Here is a 15,429-nt window from a genome sequence, read left to right on the forward strand (position 1 = left end):
GGGCTGCCCTCCGCCCTCCTCTCCTGAGGAAGGGGGCGGCGCGAGGGCCGCCCCCGGTCCGGTGCGGGCGGGGGTCAGTACTGGCGGCCGGGCAGGGCCGCCGCGGCCTGGTCCTGGGTGAAGACACCCTCCTTGACCTCGATCCGTCGCGGGACGTCCTCCCCGGCGGCGACCTTCTTGGCGAGTTCCATCAGCTGGTCGCCGAGGAGCGGGTTGCACTCGACCACCACGTTGATCTTCTTCTCCTGCATGGCGACGAAGGCGTCCTTGATGCCGTCGACGGAGATCACCTTGATGTCGGTGCCCGGCTTCTTGCCCGCCTCCTCGATGGCCTGGACGGCGCCCAGAGCCATGTCGTCGTTGTGGGCGTACAGGACGTCGATGTCCTTGTGGGACTTGAGGAAGGCCTGCATGACCTCCTTGCCCTTGGCGCGGGTGAAGTCCCCGGTCTGGGAGTCGACGACCTTGAACTTGGGGTCGCCCTTGATGGCCTCGGCGAAGCCCGCCCTGCGGTCGTTGGCGGGGGCGGAGCCGGTGGTGCCCTGGAGCTCGACGACGTTGACCGGCGCGGAGCTTCCCGCGTACTCCTTCACCAGCCACTTGCCGGCCTCCTGGCCCTCCTTGACGAAGTCGGAGCCGAGGAAGGTCCGGTAGAGGGAGGTGTCCTGCGAGTCGACGGCGCGGTCGGTGAGGATGACCGGGATGCCGGCGTTCTTGGCCTCCTTCAGGACGGTGTCCCAGCCGGACTCGACCACCGGCGAGAAGGCGATGACGTCCACCTTCTGCTGGATGAAGGTGCGGATCGCCTTGATCTGGTTCTCCTGCTTCTGCTGGGCGTCGGAGAACTTCAGGGTGACGCCGGCCTTCTCGGCCGCCTCGCGTACGGACTTGGTGTTGGCGGTGCGCCAGCCGCTCTCGGCCCCCACCTGGGCGAACCCGAGCACCAGCTTGCCGTCGGAGGAGCCTTTGCCGGCGCTGCCGGGGCCGCCGGTGGGTGCGGGCTCGGTGGTGCAGGCGGTCAGCAGGCTGCCGGCCAGGGCGGTGGCGGTGATGATGCGGAGGGCTCTGTGGGCCATGTCGTGGATCCTCTCGGGACGTGCGTCGTACCAGGCGGAGCCCCTGGGGGCGATGGGTCCGGTCGAAGGAGCGGCGGTGCGGAGGCGGGATGAAGCGCCGGCCCCGACGAGCGGTGGCCGACGAATGCGAGACATTGTGAGCGCTAACACACTGGTAACTCAAGGCCTGTTGTGACTGTTATCCGTTCTTGATACGCGCCGCTCCGGGGAACACTGTGAGCGCTAACACCCCTTGGCCCGAGGCGAGGGCTTTGGGCGCACACCTGTGCGGAGGTTAGGGTCTGACGCCGTGACGAGGAGGGTGGGAATGGGGCTCATGGACGCGGACCACGCACGGCTGGTCGTCGCGGCGCAGGCCGGGGACGACCGGGCGCGTGACGAGCTCGTCGCCGCCTACCTGCCGTTGATCTACAACATCGTCCGACGCGCGCTGCACGCCCATGCCGACGTCGACGACGTCGTCCAGGAAACGCTGATGCGCGTGGTGCGCGATCTGCCGGCCCTGCGCGCCCCCGACAGCTTCCGCTCCTGGCTGGTGTCGATCACCATCCGCCAGATACACACCCACGGGAACCGGCAGCGCGCCGTCGCCGACCGGACCACGGTCATCGACGAGGCACTCCATCTGCCGGATGCCGGCCCCGAACCCGAGGACGCGACGATCCTGCGGCTCCATGTGTCGGACGAGCGCCGTCGGATCGCGGAAGCCGGCCGGTGGCTCGACCCGGACCACCGGGTGCTGCTGTCGCTGTGGTGGCAGGAGCGCGCCGGACTGCTGAGCCGTGAGGACCTGGCCGCCGCGACGGGCCTCACGGTCGCCCACGCGGGAGTGCGCCTGCAACGCATGCGCGAGCAGTTGGACCTGAGCCGGACGATCGTCGCCGCGCTGGAGGCCCACCCGCGCTGCCCGCAGCTGGGCGAGACCGTCGCCGGCTGGGACGGTCTGCCTGCCTCGGTGTGGCGCAAGCGGATCGCGCGGCACACCCGCGACTGCCCGGTCTGCACGGCGACGACGGAGAGTCGGGTCCCTGCCGAGCTCCTGCTCCTCGGCCTCGCACCCCTGGCCGTACCCGCCGGGCTGATCGCCGCGCTGACCGCCGAGGGACTGCTGTCGGGTTCGGCGGCGAGCGCCGCCGGGGCGGCCCTGGCCCCCGTCGCCGCCGGCACGGCGACGGGGGGAGGCGGTCTGCCCGGCGCACTGACCGGCAAACTCCACGCCGTGACCGCTCATCCGCTGGTGAGCCTCGCCGCCGGCGCGGTGCTCGTCACCGGGGCCGCCACCTACGCAGCCTGGCCGGAACCGGCGCCCCGGGCGCCCGGTGTCACCGCCGCTCCCGCGGTCGGCAGTCCCACGCCGGTCCCGTCGGGCACCCCTACGCCGTCCGGCTCGCCGTCGGCGAATCCGTCCGCCGCCGCCGGTACGGTGCCGCTGGGCGCACGCTCACTGGAGTCCGTGGACGAACCCGCCCTGTATCTGACGTATGCGGAGGACTTCGCGACGCTGGGCCGGGTCTCGGCGTCCAGCAGTGCGCAGACGCGGCAGCGCGTCACGTTCACGGTGGTCCAGGGCCTGGCCGACCGACACTGCGTCACCTTCCGTGCGGCGGACGGTCGTTACCTGCGGCACCACTATCTGCGGCTGCGGCTGAGCACCGACGACGGCAGCGAACTGTTCCGGGAGGACGCCACCTTCTGTCCGCGCCCCGGGGTGGTCGCGGGGTCGGTGACCCTGCACTCCCACAACTACCCCGGATCGGTCGTCCGCCACCGCGACGGCGGCATCTGGCTCGACGGCTCCGACGGCACCCGGGCCTTCGCCGGCCAGGCCTCCTTCGTCGTCCGCGAGGCCCGGTCGTAGGAACCGCTCCGTGAGCACGCCGGCCTCCCCCTGCACCCCGCCGGCCTCCCCTTGCACGGGGACGGCCGGACCGCGGGGTGCGGCGTAACACTTTCTGCCTGCGAGATGCATCACGGGACGATCTCCGGGGCGGCGCCACATTTCTGTTACGCGGCCGCGTGTTCGGGAGCCTCCACTTCGTGGGGTGTCCTTCCCGCCGCTCACCGTGTGAGCCGACGTGAGGGGTTCCCCGCTCTCCCGTAGGCACCTTCACGCAGAAAGCGCCCCATGACGCGACATACCCATGGACCCCGGGCGGCCGGTACGCAGGACCGCCGCCCCCTCCTGCACCGGCGCGGTCGGCGTCGCCGGACACTGACGATCGGACTGGCGGCCGCGGCGCTGGTGGCCGGTGTCATGACGCTCCTGCCCGGCTCGGCCGGAGCCGCGACACCCCTCGGCACGCAGGCAGCGCCCTCGGGCCGCTACTTCGGCACCGCCGTCGCCGCCGGCAGGCTCGGCGACGGGAGGTACGCCGCCATCCTGGACCGGGAGTTCACCATGATCACCCCGGAGAACGAGATGAAGTGGGACGCCGTCGAACCGTCCCGCGGCAGGTTCACCTTCGGCCCGGCCGATCGGATCGTCGGCCATGCCGCGGCGCACGGCCAGCGCCTGCGCGGCCACACCGCGGTCTGGCACTCGCAGCTCCCGTCCTGGGTCAGCTCGATCGGCGACCCGGACACGCTGCGCGGTGTGATGAACCACCACATCACCACCTTGATGACCCGCTACCAGGGCAAGATCCATTCCTGGGACGTGGTCAACGAGGCGTTCGCCGACGGCTCCACCCAGCACCGCAGCTCGGTGTTCCAGAACGTGCTGGGCAACGGCTTCATCGAGGAAGCGTTCCGCACCGCCCGGGCCGCCGACTCCTCCGCCAAGCTCTGCTACAACGACTACAACATCGAGAACTGGTCGGACGCCAAGACCCAGGGCGTCTACAGCATGGTCAAGGACTTCAGGTCGCGTGGCGTGCCGATCGACTGCGTCGGGTTCCAGAGCCACTTCGGCGCCGGCGGCCCCCCGGCGAGCTTCCGGACCACCCTGGCCAACTTCGCCGCCCTGGGCGTCGACGTGCAGATCACCGAGCTGGACATCGCCCAGGCGTCGCCGACCCACTACGCCGCCACGGTCAAGGCCTGCCTGGCCGTGGCCCGGTGCACCGGCATCACCGTATGGGGCATCCGGGACAGTGACTCCTGGCGCCGAGGGGAGAGCCCCCTGCTGTTCGACGACAACGGCAACCCCAAGCCCGCCTACACCGCCGTCGTGAACGCCCTCAAGACGGCCCCCGCCACCGGCGGCGGGACCGGTACCGGGACGATCAAGGGCGTCGCCTCCGGCCGCTGTCTCGACATCGCCGACTCCACCCGTCAACGGCACCCAGGCGCAGCTGTGGGACTGCCACGGGGGAACCAACCAGCGCTGGACCTACACCTCCGGCAAGCAGCTGATGATCTACGGCACCAAGTGCCTGGACGCCAGGGGCGGCGGCACCGGCAACGGCACCGCGGTGGTCATCGAGGACTGCGACGGCGGCGTCGGCCAGCAGTGGAACATCAACGCCGACGGCACGATCGCCGGGGTCCGGTCCGGGCTGTGCCTCGACGCCGTCGGCGCGGCCACCGCCAACCGCACCAGGATCCAGCTGTACTCCTGCTGGTCCGGCGGCAACCAGAAGTGGACCGGCCTGTCCGGAACGTCGACGCCGACCACCCCTACGCCGACGGGCGGTACGTGTGCCCTGCCGTCGACGTACCGGTGGACGTCGACGGGTGCGCTGGCGCAGCCGGCGAACGGGTGGGCCTCCCTGAAGGACTTCACCCACGTGACGTACCACGGCAAGCACCTGGTCTACGGGACGAACTTCTCGGGATCCGCGTACGGCTCCCTGATGTTCGGCCCCTTCACGAACTGGTCGGACATGGCGTCGGCCGGCCAGTCGGGCATGAGCCAGGCCGCGGTGGCCCCCACGCTGTTCTACTTCGCGCCCAAGAAGATCTGGGTGCTGGCGTACCAGTGGGGTCCGTGGCCGTTCGCCTACCGGACGTCGAGCGACCCGAGCAAGCCCGACGGATGGTCCGCGCCGCAGCCGCTGTTCACCGGAAGCATCCCCCGCACCGAGTCCCCCACCGGCCCGATCGACCAGACCCTGATCGCCGACGACCAGAACATCCACCTGTTCTTCGCCGGTGACAACGGCAAGATCTACCGGGCGAGCATGCCGATCGGAAACTTCCCCGGCACCTTCGGCTCCTCGTACACGACGGTCATGAGCGACACGCCCGAGAAGCTCTTCGAGGCGCCGCAGGTCTACAAGGTCCAGGGCCGGAACCAGTACCTCATGATCGTCGAGGCCAGGGGTGCGAACCAGGCGCGCTACTTCCGCTCGTTCACGGCCACCAGCCTGAGCGGTGCCTGGACCCCCCAGGCCGACAGCGAGAGCAACCCCTTCGCGGGCAAGGCGAACAGCGGTGCCACCTGGACCGACGACATCAGCCACGGTGACCTGGTCCGCGACAACCCCGACCAGACGATGACCGTCGACCCCTGCAACCTGCGCTTCCTCCACCAGGGCAAGTCCCCCTCGGCGGGCGGGCCCTACGACCGACTGCCGTACCGGCCGGGTCTGCTCACCCTGCAGCGCTGACCTGTCCCACCCACGGTGATATGCAAGGAGAACACCTCCCCATGAAGAACCCCACCAACAGCGGGCGCCGCGGGCGTCACCGCCGCCGCTGGGCCGGGACCGGACTGCTGCTCGGTGTCCCCGCCGTCGTCGTGCCGTACTTCCTGTTCGTGCAGGACGACCTGCACGCCGCGCCGGTCGACGGCGACGCCTACTACCGGCTGGTCTCCGTCCGCAGCGGCAAGGCGCTGGACGTCAACGCCTTCTCCACCGCCGACGGCACCCGCATCCAGCAGTGGACCGACCAGAACACCGCCAACCAGCAGTGGAAGCTGCGCCCCACCGGGGACGGCTACTACCAGCTGGTGAACCGCAACAGCGGCAAGGTCCTGGGCATGGCGGGGGATGCGACCGCCCAGGCGGCCGCCGCCGAGCAGCAGACCGACAGCTCCTCCCCCTCCCAGCAATGGCGGATCGACGACGTGAGCGGTTCCGACGCCGTCGTCCTCACCTCCCGCAGGAGCGGCCTGGTCCTGGACGTCTCCGGCGGCTCCACGGCCGACGGCGCGGCAGTGATCCAGTACCGCGGCCACGGCGGCACCAACCAGCAGTGGAAGCTGGTGCGGACGACCGGGAGCCAGGCGCCCGGATCCGGACCGTACACGTGGCGCAACGCCCAGGTGGTGGGCGGTGGTTACGTCACCGGGCTGGTGTTCAACCCGCGGGAGAAGGGCCTGCTGTACGCGCGTACCGACATGGGCGGCGCCTACCGCTGGGACGCCGGCGCCGAGCAGTGGATCCCGCTGACCGACTGGCTCGGCGAGAAGGACTGGAACCTGCTGGGCATCGACGCGCTGGCCACCGATCCGGTCGACCCCGAGCGGCTCTACCTCGCCACCGGCACCTACACCAACGACTGGGCCGGCAACGGCGCGATCCTGCGCTCCACCGACCGCGGCCGCACCTTCCGGCGCACCGACCTGCCCTTCAAGCTGGGCGGCAACGAGGACGGCCGCGGGACGGGCGAACGGCTGGCGATCGACCCCGCGGACAACGGCACCCTGCTCCTGGGCACCCGCAAGAACGGCCTGTGGCGCAGCACCGACCACGGCGCGACATGGAGCCAGGTCTCCTCGTTCCCCGTCAAGGACGGGGCGAGCAGCGGCGCGGGCATCTCCTTCGTGACGTACGGCCCGGCCGGCAGCAGGACGGTCTACGTCGGCGTCGCCGACCGGTCCACCTCCCTGTACCGCTCCACCGACGGCGGCAGCACCTGGCAGGCCGTCCCCGGGCAGCCCACCGGACAGATGCCGCAGCACGGCGTGGTCGCCGGTGACGGCTCGCTGTACCTGACGTACACCGACGCCCTCGGCCCCAACGGTGTGACGGCGGGATCGGTCTGGAAGTACGCACCGGCCGGCGGGGCGTGGAGGAACGTCTCCCCGTCCCAGGGCGGCTACGGGTTCTCCGGCCTGGCCGTCGACCCGCGCCGGCCGTCCACGGTGATGGTCACCACCCTCGACCGCTGGTGGCCCGGGGACGAGATCTACCGCAGCACCGACGGCGGCACGACCTGGAAGGCCCTGTCCGACGCGTCGGTGCGGGACGCCTCCGCCGCTCCCTACGTGGGGACCGGCACCGGGCACTGGATGACCGCCCTGGCCGTCGACCCCTTCGACTCCGGGCACGTGCTGTACGGCACCGGCAACGGCATCTGGCGCAGCAAGGACGCCCACGCCACCGACAGCGGCGGCACCAGCCACTGGACCGCGGGGGCCCGCGGGCTGGAGGAGACCGCGCTGATGGACGCGATCGCCCCGCCCGGTGGTGCCGCTGTCGTCACCGCCATGGGCGACCAGGGCGGCTTCCGTCACGACGACCTGCACAAGGTCCCGGCCGGGCGGCTGAGCAATCCGGTGATGGCCAACAGCACGGACATCGACTTCGCCCAGTCCCTGCCCTCGATGATGGTCCGCGTCGGCCACGGCGGCGCGCAGGACGGCGCCTACTCCACCGACGGCGGCATCAGCTGGAGCGGCTTCAAGGCCGAGCCGGTGGCCGGCGCGCAGGACGGCCACGTCGCGCTCGCGGCCGACGGCTCGACCATCGTCTGGGCCCAGGCCGGCCAGGTCCCGTACCGCTCGACCGACAAGGGGGCGAGCTGGTCGAAGGTCGGCGGTCTGGGCACCGACGCCGTGGTCGTCGCCGACCGCTCCTCGGCCGCCACGTTCTACTCCCTCTTCCGCGGCACGCTGTACGCCAGCACCGACGGCGGGGCGACCTTCACCGCCCGGGCGACCGGCCTGCCCTCCGGCCGCCTCACGGCCGTCCCCGGCATCGCCGGAGACCTGTGGATCGCCGACGGCGGCCAGGGGTTGCTGCACTCCACCGACGGGGGCCGCACCTTCGCCCCGCTCACCACGGTGAAGTCGGCCGCCGCCCTCGGCTTCGGCAAGGCCGCACCGGGCGCCTCCTACCAGGCCCTGTACCTGATCGGCACCGTCAAGGACGTCCACGGCGTCTTCCGTTCCACCGACAAGGGCGCCACCTGGGTCCGCGTCAACGACGACGCCCACCGGTGGGGCAGCATCGGCGGTGTGGGGGTCGTCACCGGCGACCCCGACGTCTTCGGCCGCGTGTACGTCGGCACCAACGGACGCGGCCTCCAGTACGGCGACCCCTCCTGACCCGGACGCTCCGGCGGGGCCGCAGGCACAACGGCCTGCGGCCCCGCCACGGCGGTTGTGCGTCGGCGTGCCAACCGCTGGGCGCAGGAGGTCAACTGGGGCGGTGGGGGCGCTCGTAGCGTGAGGAACGTGCCGAGCCGCGCAGGCGGTCGGCGCGTCACCTACCTGTGAAAGGCCCCCTCATGTTCGACATCACCCAGGTGCAGGCCGCTCCGAGCAAGGACCTGCTCACGCCTGACAACTCGGTCATGCTCTTCGTGGACCACCAGCCGCAGATGTTCTTCGGCACGGGCAGCGGCGACCGTGCCGCGATCATCAACAGCACCGTGGGTCTCGCCAAGGCGGCGCGGGCGTTCGACGTTCCGGCCGTGCTGACCACGGTCGCCGCCGAGTCCTTCTCGGGCCCCCTGCTGCCGCAGCTCGCCGAGGTGTTCCCCGAGAACGAGGTCATCGACCGCACCACCATGAACGCCTGGGAGGACGAGGCGCTGGTGGCCGCGGTCAAGGCGACCGGGCGCAAGAAGATCGTCCTGGCGGGTCTGTGGACCGAGGTCTGCCTCGTCCTGCCCGCGCTCTCCGCGCTGGAGCAGGGCTACGAGGTGTACGTCGTCACCGACGCCTCCGGCGGCGTCAGCCCGGCCGCCCACGAGCACGCGCTGCAGCGGATGATCGCCGCCGGCGCGGTGCCGGTGACCTGGGTGCAGGTGCTCCTGGAGCTCCAGCGGGACTGGGCGCGCCAGGAGACGTACGGCGCGGTCATGGAGATCGTCAAGGCCCACGCGGGCGCGTACGGCCTGGGCGTCGTGTACGCGCAGACCGTCATCGGCGCGCACGCGGCCGGCTGACCTCCGTGGACACCGGCATTCTGATCCTGCGTCTGCTGGTGGGACTGCTCGTCGCCGGCCACGGTGTGCAGAAGGTCAGCACGCACCTGGGCGGCAAGGGACTTCAGGGCGGTACCGAGGAGTTCCGTGCCGACGGTTTCCGCGGCGGGGCCCTCACCGCGCTGGCGGCGGGCGGTGGTCAGATCGGATCCGGTCTGCTGCTCGCCGCCGGCCTCCTGACCCCGCTCGCCGCGACCGGCACCATCGGGGTCATGACCGTCGCCCTCACCGTGAAGTGGCGGCACGGCCTGTGGGTGCAGAACGACGGGTACGAGTACCCGCTCGTCCTCATCGGCACCGCCGCCGCCCTCGCCGCCACCGGCCCGGGCGGCTGGTCCCTCGACGCGGCCCTCGGCCTCACGCCGTACCCGTTGTGGGGGGCCGCCCTCGCGCTCGCCGCCGGTCTCGGCAGCGGACTCCTCACCCGGCTCGTGCTGCACCGGCGGCCCGCCCCGGCGGACGCCGGGCGCTGAGCACGAGCCGCGCCGACCGGGTCCGGTCGTCCGCCCACCCCCGACCGGGCGGCCGGGCCCCTTCCCCCTTCCTCCCGAACAGGAGCATCCGATGGACACCCCGACGATCCCGCACGGCGGCGGTCAGCCGCTGCTGCACCAGAAGGGCCCCGAGACCCAGGCGTACGGCACCCTCAAGCAGCTGCCGATCGGCCTCGGCCACGACACCCGCATGTACGCGTGCCAGCGGCTGAACCGCGTGCTCGCCGACACCCAGATCCTGTACTCCCTGTACAAGAAGCACCACTGGCTCATGCGCGGAGCCACCTTCTACGCGCTCCACCTGATGCTGGACAAGCACGCGGAGGCCCAGCTGGCCGTCGTGGACGCACTGGCCGAGCGCGTCCAGAGCCTCGGCGGCGTCGCCGTCGGCGACCCGCGCCACGTCGCCGAGCTGACGTCGGTGCCCCGGCCGCCGGACGGCGTCGAGCCGGTGCCCGTCATGCTGTCGCGGCTCCTCGACGCGCACGAGCGGATCCTGATCGACGCCCGCGACGCCGCCGCCCGGCTCTCCGGGGAGGGCGACGAGGGCAGCGCGGACCTGCTGGTCTCCGAGGTCGTCCGGACCGGCGAGGCGCAGGTGTGGTTCCTGGCCGAGCACCTCGTGGACACCCCTCTGGTGCACGGCTGATGGACACGTACGACGTCGTCGTGGTCGGCGGCGGCCCGGGCGGCGAGGTCGTCGCCGACCGGCTCGTGCGGTCCGGCCTGACCGCCGCCGTCGTCGAGGCCGACGCGGTCGGCGGCGAGTGCTCCTACCGGGCCTGCGTGCCGAGCAAGGCCCTGCTGCGACCCGGCGCCGCCCGGGCGGAGGCCCGGTCGGTCGACGGGGCCCGGCAGACGGTCACGGCGCCGCTCGACCCGGCGCGCGTCCTGGCCCGCCGTGACCGCTTCACCGGGCGCGGCGACGACACCGGCCAGGCCGACTGGCTCGCCGGCGCGGGCATCGCGCTCGTACGGGGGCACGGACGGCTCGCCGGCGAGCGCCGGGTGGAGGTGACGGGCGCCGACGGCACCGTCCGTACCCTGCGGGCCCGCCACGCGGTCGTCCTCGGCCCCGGCACCGAACCCGCACTGCCGCCGGTCGAAGGGCTCGACCGGATCGGCGTGTGGACCAACCGGCAGGCCACCACGGCCGATGCGGTGCCCGGGCGGCTCCTCGTCATCGGCGGGGGAGTGGTGGCCTGCGAGACGGCCACCGCGTGGCGGTCGCTCGGCTCCGCCGTCACCCTGCTCGTCCGTGACCAGGCCCTGCTCACCGGCTGGGAGCCGTGTGCCGGCGAAGAGGTCACCCGCGGGCTGAGCGACCTCGGCGTCACGATCCGCTTCGGGGTGTCGGCCGTCCGGGTCGCCCGTGACGAGGGCTCCCGCACGGTGACCGTGCACACCGACGACGGCACCGCCCTCGTCTGCGACGAGGTCCTCGCCGCCGTCGGACGGCGCCCGCGGACCGCGGACCTCGGCCTGGAGTCGGTGGGACTGCCGGCCGGTGACTGGCTCCCGGTCGACGACACCTGCCGGGTCACCGCGGTCGAGGGCGACTGGCTCTACGCCGTCGGCGACGTGAACCGCCGGGCGCCGCTGACCCATATGGCCAAGTACCAGGCCCGGGCCTGCGCGGCGGCGATCGCCGAGCGGGCCGCGGGGCGCCCCGCCGACACCGGCGGCCGGCAGCCGTGGAGCGCGCAGGCCGGCCACCTCGCCGTCCCGCAGGCCGTCTTCACCCGCCCCGAGGTCGCGAGCGTCGGGCTCACGGAACGCGCGGCACGCGCAGCGGGCCTCGCGGTACGCGTGGTGGAGTACCGCATCGACGACGTCGCCGGCGCCGCGCTCCACGCGGACGACTACCGCGGCCTCGCCAAGCTCGTCGTCGACGAGACCCGGGGAGTCGTCGTCGGCTGCACGCTCACCGGCCCGATGGCCACCGAGCTCATCCACACCGCCACCGTGGCCATCGTCGGCGAGGTCCCCCTGGAACGCCTGTGGCACGCCGTTCCCGCCTTCCCGACGGTGAGCGAGGTCTGGCTCCGGCTCCTGGAGGCGTACGGCCTCTGAGACCGCCCCGTCCCCCCTCCGCCCTCCCGTACACCCAGAAGGAGAACTCCGCATGAGCAACCGACCCGTCCTCGAACCCGCCGCCCAGGCGTTCGCCGAGGCCACCGCCCGGCCGCCGTACCTCTACCAGATCCCCGTGGCCGAGGGCCGCAAGGCCGTGGACGACGTCCAGAGCGGTGAGGGTGTGCCCCTGCCCGCCGTCGACGAGGAGTGGGTGACCGTCCACGGCGGTCCGACCGGCGACGTCCGCGCCCGGATCGTCCGGCCGCGCGGCGCCACCGGCGTCCTCCCCGTCGTCCTCTACCTCCACGGCGCCGGCTGGGTCTTCGGCAACGCCCACACCCACGACCGGCTGGTCCGCGAACTCGCCGTCGGCACGGGGGCGGCCGTGGTGTTCCCCGAGTACGACCTCTCGCCCGAGGCGCGCTACCCCGTCGCGATCGAGCAGAACTACGGCGTCGCCCGGTGGATCGCCCGCGAGGGGCACCACAAGGACCTCGACGGCACGCGGATCGCCGTCGCCGGCGACTCGGTCGGCGGCAACATGAGCGCGGCGCTCACCCTCATGGCCAAGCAGCGCGCAGACGTGACGTTCCGCCAGCAGGTCCTCTTCTACCCGGTCACGGACGCGGCCTTCGACACCGACTCCTACCACCAGTTCGCCGAGGGCTACTTCCTGCGCCGCGACGCCATGAAGTGGTTCTGGGACCAGTACACGACCGAGGAGGCCGAGCGGGCACAGATCACCGCCTCGCCGCTGCGCGCCACCCCCGAGCAGCTCACCGGCCTGCCCCCGGCCCTGGTGATCACCGCCGAGGCGGACGTCCTGCGCGACGAGGGCGAGGCGTACGCGGCGAAGCTCCGTGCCGCCGGGGTGCCCGTCACCGCCCTGCGCGTCCAGGGGGTCATCCACGACTTCGTCATGCTGAACGCGCTGCGCGGGACGCGCGGCGCGGAACTCGCCCTCGGCGTCGCCACCGACCTGCTGCGCGAGGCACTCGCATGACCACGACCGCGTCACCTTCGACGAGCATGCCGGTGGCGGGCCTCGTGCCCGAGCCGGGCCAGGAGGACGGGCAGGCCGACCTCCTCGTCCGCAACGCCCAGGTGTTCACCGGCGACCCCGCCCGCCCCGAGGCCCGCGCCGTCGCGATCCGCGGCGGCCGCGTCGCGGCCCTCGGCGACGACCACGACCTCGCCCACCTCGTCGGACCGGGCACGAAGGTCGTCGACGCCCTGGGCCGCCGGGTGGTCCCCGGACTCAACGACTCGCACCTGCACGTCATCCGGGGCGGCCTCAACTACGTCCTGGAGCTGCGCTGGGACGGGGTGCGCAGTCTGCGCCACGCCCTGGCGATGCTGCGCGAACAGGCCGGCCGCACCCCCAAGGGGCAGTGGATCCGGGTGGTCGGCGGCTGGACCGCCGAGCAGTTCGCCGAGCGCCGGATGCCGACCGTCGCCGAGCTGAACGCCGCCGCCCCCGACACCCCGGTGTTCGTCCTCCACCTGTACCAGTCGGCGCTGATGAACCGGGCCGCGGTGCGGGCCGCCGGTTTCACCCGGCAGACCCCCGACCCGCGCGGCGGGCAGATCGTCCGGGGCCGCGACGGCGAACCCAACGGCGTGCTGCTGGCGGCGCCGAGCGCCCTCATCCTCTACTCGACCCTGGCGAAGGCACCCGCGCTCGACGAGGCCGACAAGCGGTCGTCGACGCGCCACTTCCTGCGGGAGCTCAACCGGTTCGGGCTGACGTCCGCGGTCGACGCGGCCGGCGGGTTCCAGAACTTCCCCGACAACTACGCCACGGTCGTCGACCTCGCCAGGTCGGGGGAGCTGTCCCTGCGGATCGCCTACCACCTCTTCCCGCAGACGGCCGGGCAGGAACTCGCCGACCTGAAGCGCTGGACCGAGATGGTGAAGCCGGGGGACGGGGACGAGTGGCTCCGGCTGAACGGCGCCGGCGAGAACCTCACCTGGGCCGCAGCCGACTTCGAGAACTTCTCCGAGCCGCGGCCCGAACTCGGCGCGTACGAGCCCGAGTTCGAGCAGGCCGTCCGGCTCCTGACGGAGAACGGCTGGGGCTTCCGGCTCCACGCCACGTACGACGAGACGATCCGCCGCGACCTGGCGGTCTTCGAGAAGCTCGCGGCGGAAGGGCTCTTCCCCGGCGGCAACCGCTGGCTCTTCGACCACGCCGAGACCGTCTCGGCCGACAGCCTGGACCGGATCGCGGCCCTCGGCGGCGCCCTGTCCGTCCAGAACCGCATGTCCTTCCAGGGCACCGCCTTCCGGGACCGCTACGGTGCCGAGGCGGCCGCCCGCACCCCGCCGGTCCGGGCCATGCTCGACCGGGGCCTGACCGTGGCCGCCGGAACGGACGCCACCCGCGTCTCCTCGTACAACCCGTGGGTCGCCCTGCACTGGCTGGTGACCGGGCGCACCGTCGGCGGCACCCCCCTCTACCCGCCCGCGAACCTGCTCGACCGGGAGACCGCCCTCGGCCTCTACACCCGGGGCGGAGCGCAGCTCACCGGGGAGCAGGACGTCAAGGGAACCCTGCGGGAGGGCTGCTACGGCGACCTCGCGATCCTGTCCGACGACTTCCTCACCGTGCCCGAGGACGTCATCCCCGACATCGAGTCCGTGTGCACCGTCGTCGGCGGGCGGATCGTCTACGCCACCGCCGAGTACGAGGGACTCGACGAGCCCGTCCCGCCGGTCAGCCCCGCGTGGAGCCCCGTGGCCCACTTCGGCGGCTACGGGTCGGGTCAGGGGGGCGCCCACCAGGCGTCGCTGGTGGCCGAGGCCGTCGCCGAGTCCGAGCAGCACCGCCGGTGGCGCGTCGCGCGCGGCTCCGCCCCCGAGGCGCCGCCGTCCTTCGTCGACCCCTGCTTCGACCACTGAGAGCGAGACCCCTGATGACTGCCGCCTCCCCGGCCGCCGACGGCGACGCACCGGACCCGGCCGCGCCCCCCGGACGCCGTTTCGAGCCGGACCTCCGGTCGATGACCCGGATCAACCTGCGCCCCATCGCCTCACCCATGCCGCTCGGCTTCTTCACGATCGCCCTCGCGTCCGTGATGACGGGCTGCCTCCAGCTCGGGATCCTCGGCGAGGAGGCCCGCCCCGCCGTCGCCTTCACCGTGCTGCCGGCCTTCGTCCTGCAACTCCTGGTCAGCGTCCTGGCCTTCGGCGCCCGGGACGTGATCGCGGCCACGCTGATGGCGGTGTTCGCCGGCAGCTGGCTGCCCTACGCGCTCATCATGCTCAGCGGCGCCGCCGACGGCCTGAAGGTCCTCGGCGTCTTCAACCTGGCCCTGCTCTGCTTCGGCGCGCTGATGACCGCCGTGACCGGGCCGAAGCGGGCGCTGTGGCTCGTCCTCGCGGTCTCCCTGCCCCGCTGGGCGGCCACCGGTCTGGCGGGCGTCACCGGCGCCGAGTGGCTGACGCGCACGTCCGGGGCGCTCGGCCTCGTGGTGGCGCTCGTCGCGATGTACACGGCGTTCGCCCTGATGCTGGAGGACATGCGCAGCGAGCAGGTCCTGCCCCTCGGCCGCAGCGGCCCCGCGCACCTCGCCGTGGAAGGTGACCTCGCCGTCCAGCTCCGCAACCTGGAACGCCAGGCGGGCGTGTCGGGGCATGCGGAACTCCTGGGAGAGGGAAGGGGGAAGGGTGGTGGTGGGAGG

10 protein-coding genes and 2 pseudogenes are annotated in these 15,429 nt (G+C 72.6%); 11 read left to right on the plus strand and 1 reads right to left on the minus strand.

Annotated elements, in window-relative coordinates:
* Window positions 1–74 precede the first annotated feature (74 nt).
* Window positions 75–1,076 carry an ABC transporter substrate-binding protein gene (locus tag EF918_RS22120; protein ID WP_125649462.1) on the minus strand — a complete coding sequence of 334 codons (1,002 nt, stop codon included), beginning with the start codon at window positions 1,074–1,076 and terminating at the stop codon, window positions 75–77.
* Window positions 1,077–1,383: 307 nt separating this feature from the next.
* On the opposite strand from EF918_RS22120, the gene EF918_RS22125 reads away from it, so the two are divergent.
* From EF918_RS22125 to EF918_RS22170, 11 genes and pseudogenes are all read left to right on the plus strand, one after another.
* Window positions 1,384–2,934 carry a sigma-70 family RNA polymerase sigma factor gene (locus EF918_RS22125; protein ID WP_260610488.1) on the plus strand — a complete coding sequence of 517 codons (1,551 nt, stop codon included), beginning with the start codon at window positions 1,384–1,386 and terminating at the stop codon, window positions 2,932–2,934.
* 396 nt (window positions 2,935–3,330) lie between these two features.
* Window positions 3,331–4,194 (plus strand): annotated as a pseudogene (locus EF918_RS39110) (endo-1,4-beta-xylanase); the annotation flags it as partial.
* Between the two features lie 93 nt (window positions 4,195–4,287).
* Window positions 4,288–5,626, plus strand: a pseudogene (locus EF918_RS39115) (non-reducing end alpha-L-arabinofuranosidase family hydrolase); the annotation flags it as partial.
* A 41-nt stretch (window positions 5,627–5,667) separates the two neighbouring features.
* On the plus strand, window positions 5,668–8,292 hold the full coding sequence (locus EF918_RS22135) for an RICIN domain-containing protein (protein ID WP_125649465.1): 2,625 nt from the start codon (window positions 5,668–5,670) through the stop codon (window positions 8,290–8,292).
* A gap of 182 nt (window positions 8,293–8,474) precedes the next feature.
* On the plus strand, window positions 8,475–9,137 hold the full coding sequence (locus tag EF918_RS22140; RefSeq protein ID WP_125649468.1) for a hydrolase: 663 nt from the start codon (window positions 8,475–8,477) through the stop codon (window positions 9,135–9,137).
* A gap of 5 nt (window positions 9,138–9,142) precedes the next feature.
* Window positions 9,143–9,649: a DoxX family membrane protein gene (locus EF918_RS22145; RefSeq protein ID WP_125649471.1), complete on the plus strand. Its 507-nt coding sequence runs from the start codon at window positions 9,143–9,145 to the stop codon at window positions 9,647–9,649.
* A 91-nt stretch (window positions 9,650–9,740) separates the two neighbouring features.
* Window positions 9,741–10,319 carry a Dps family protein gene (locus tag EF918_RS22150; RefSeq protein ID WP_125649474.1) on the plus strand — a complete coding sequence of 193 codons (579 nt, stop codon included), beginning with the start codon at window positions 9,741–9,743 and terminating at the stop codon, window positions 10,317–10,319.
* On the plus strand, window positions 10,319–11,743 hold the full coding sequence (locus EF918_RS22155; protein ID WP_125649477.1) for an NAD(P)/FAD-dependent oxidoreductase: 1,425 nt from the start codon (window positions 10,319–10,321) through the stop codon (window positions 11,741–11,743). The genes EF918_RS22150 and EF918_RS22155 overlap by 1 nt, the downstream gene beginning before the upstream one ends.
* A gap of 52 nt (window positions 11,744–11,795) precedes the next feature.
* Complete coding sequence (locus EF918_RS22160; protein WP_125649480.1) at window positions 11,796–12,749, plus strand: alpha/beta hydrolase; 954 nt, start codon at window positions 11,796–11,798, stop codon at window positions 12,747–12,749.
* Window positions 12,746–14,647, plus strand: coding sequence for an amidohydrolase (locus EF918_RS22165; RefSeq protein ID WP_125649483.1), 1,902 nt, complete (start codon window positions 12,746–12,748; stop codon window positions 14,645–14,647). Before EF918_RS22160 ends, EF918_RS22165 begins: the two co-directional genes overlap by 4 nt.
* Window positions 14,648–14,661: 14 nt before the next feature.
* A partial coding sequence (locus EF918_RS22170; protein ID WP_125649486.1) for a GPR1/FUN34/YaaH family transporter occupies window positions 14,662–15,429 on the plus strand: 768 nt, incomplete at its 3' end.

It is taken from the genome of Streptomyces sp. WAC06614 (assembly GCF_003949795.1).
In the GTDB taxonomy this organism is placed as follows: Bacteria; Actinomycetota; Actinomycetes; order Streptomycetales; family Streptomycetaceae; genus Streptomyces.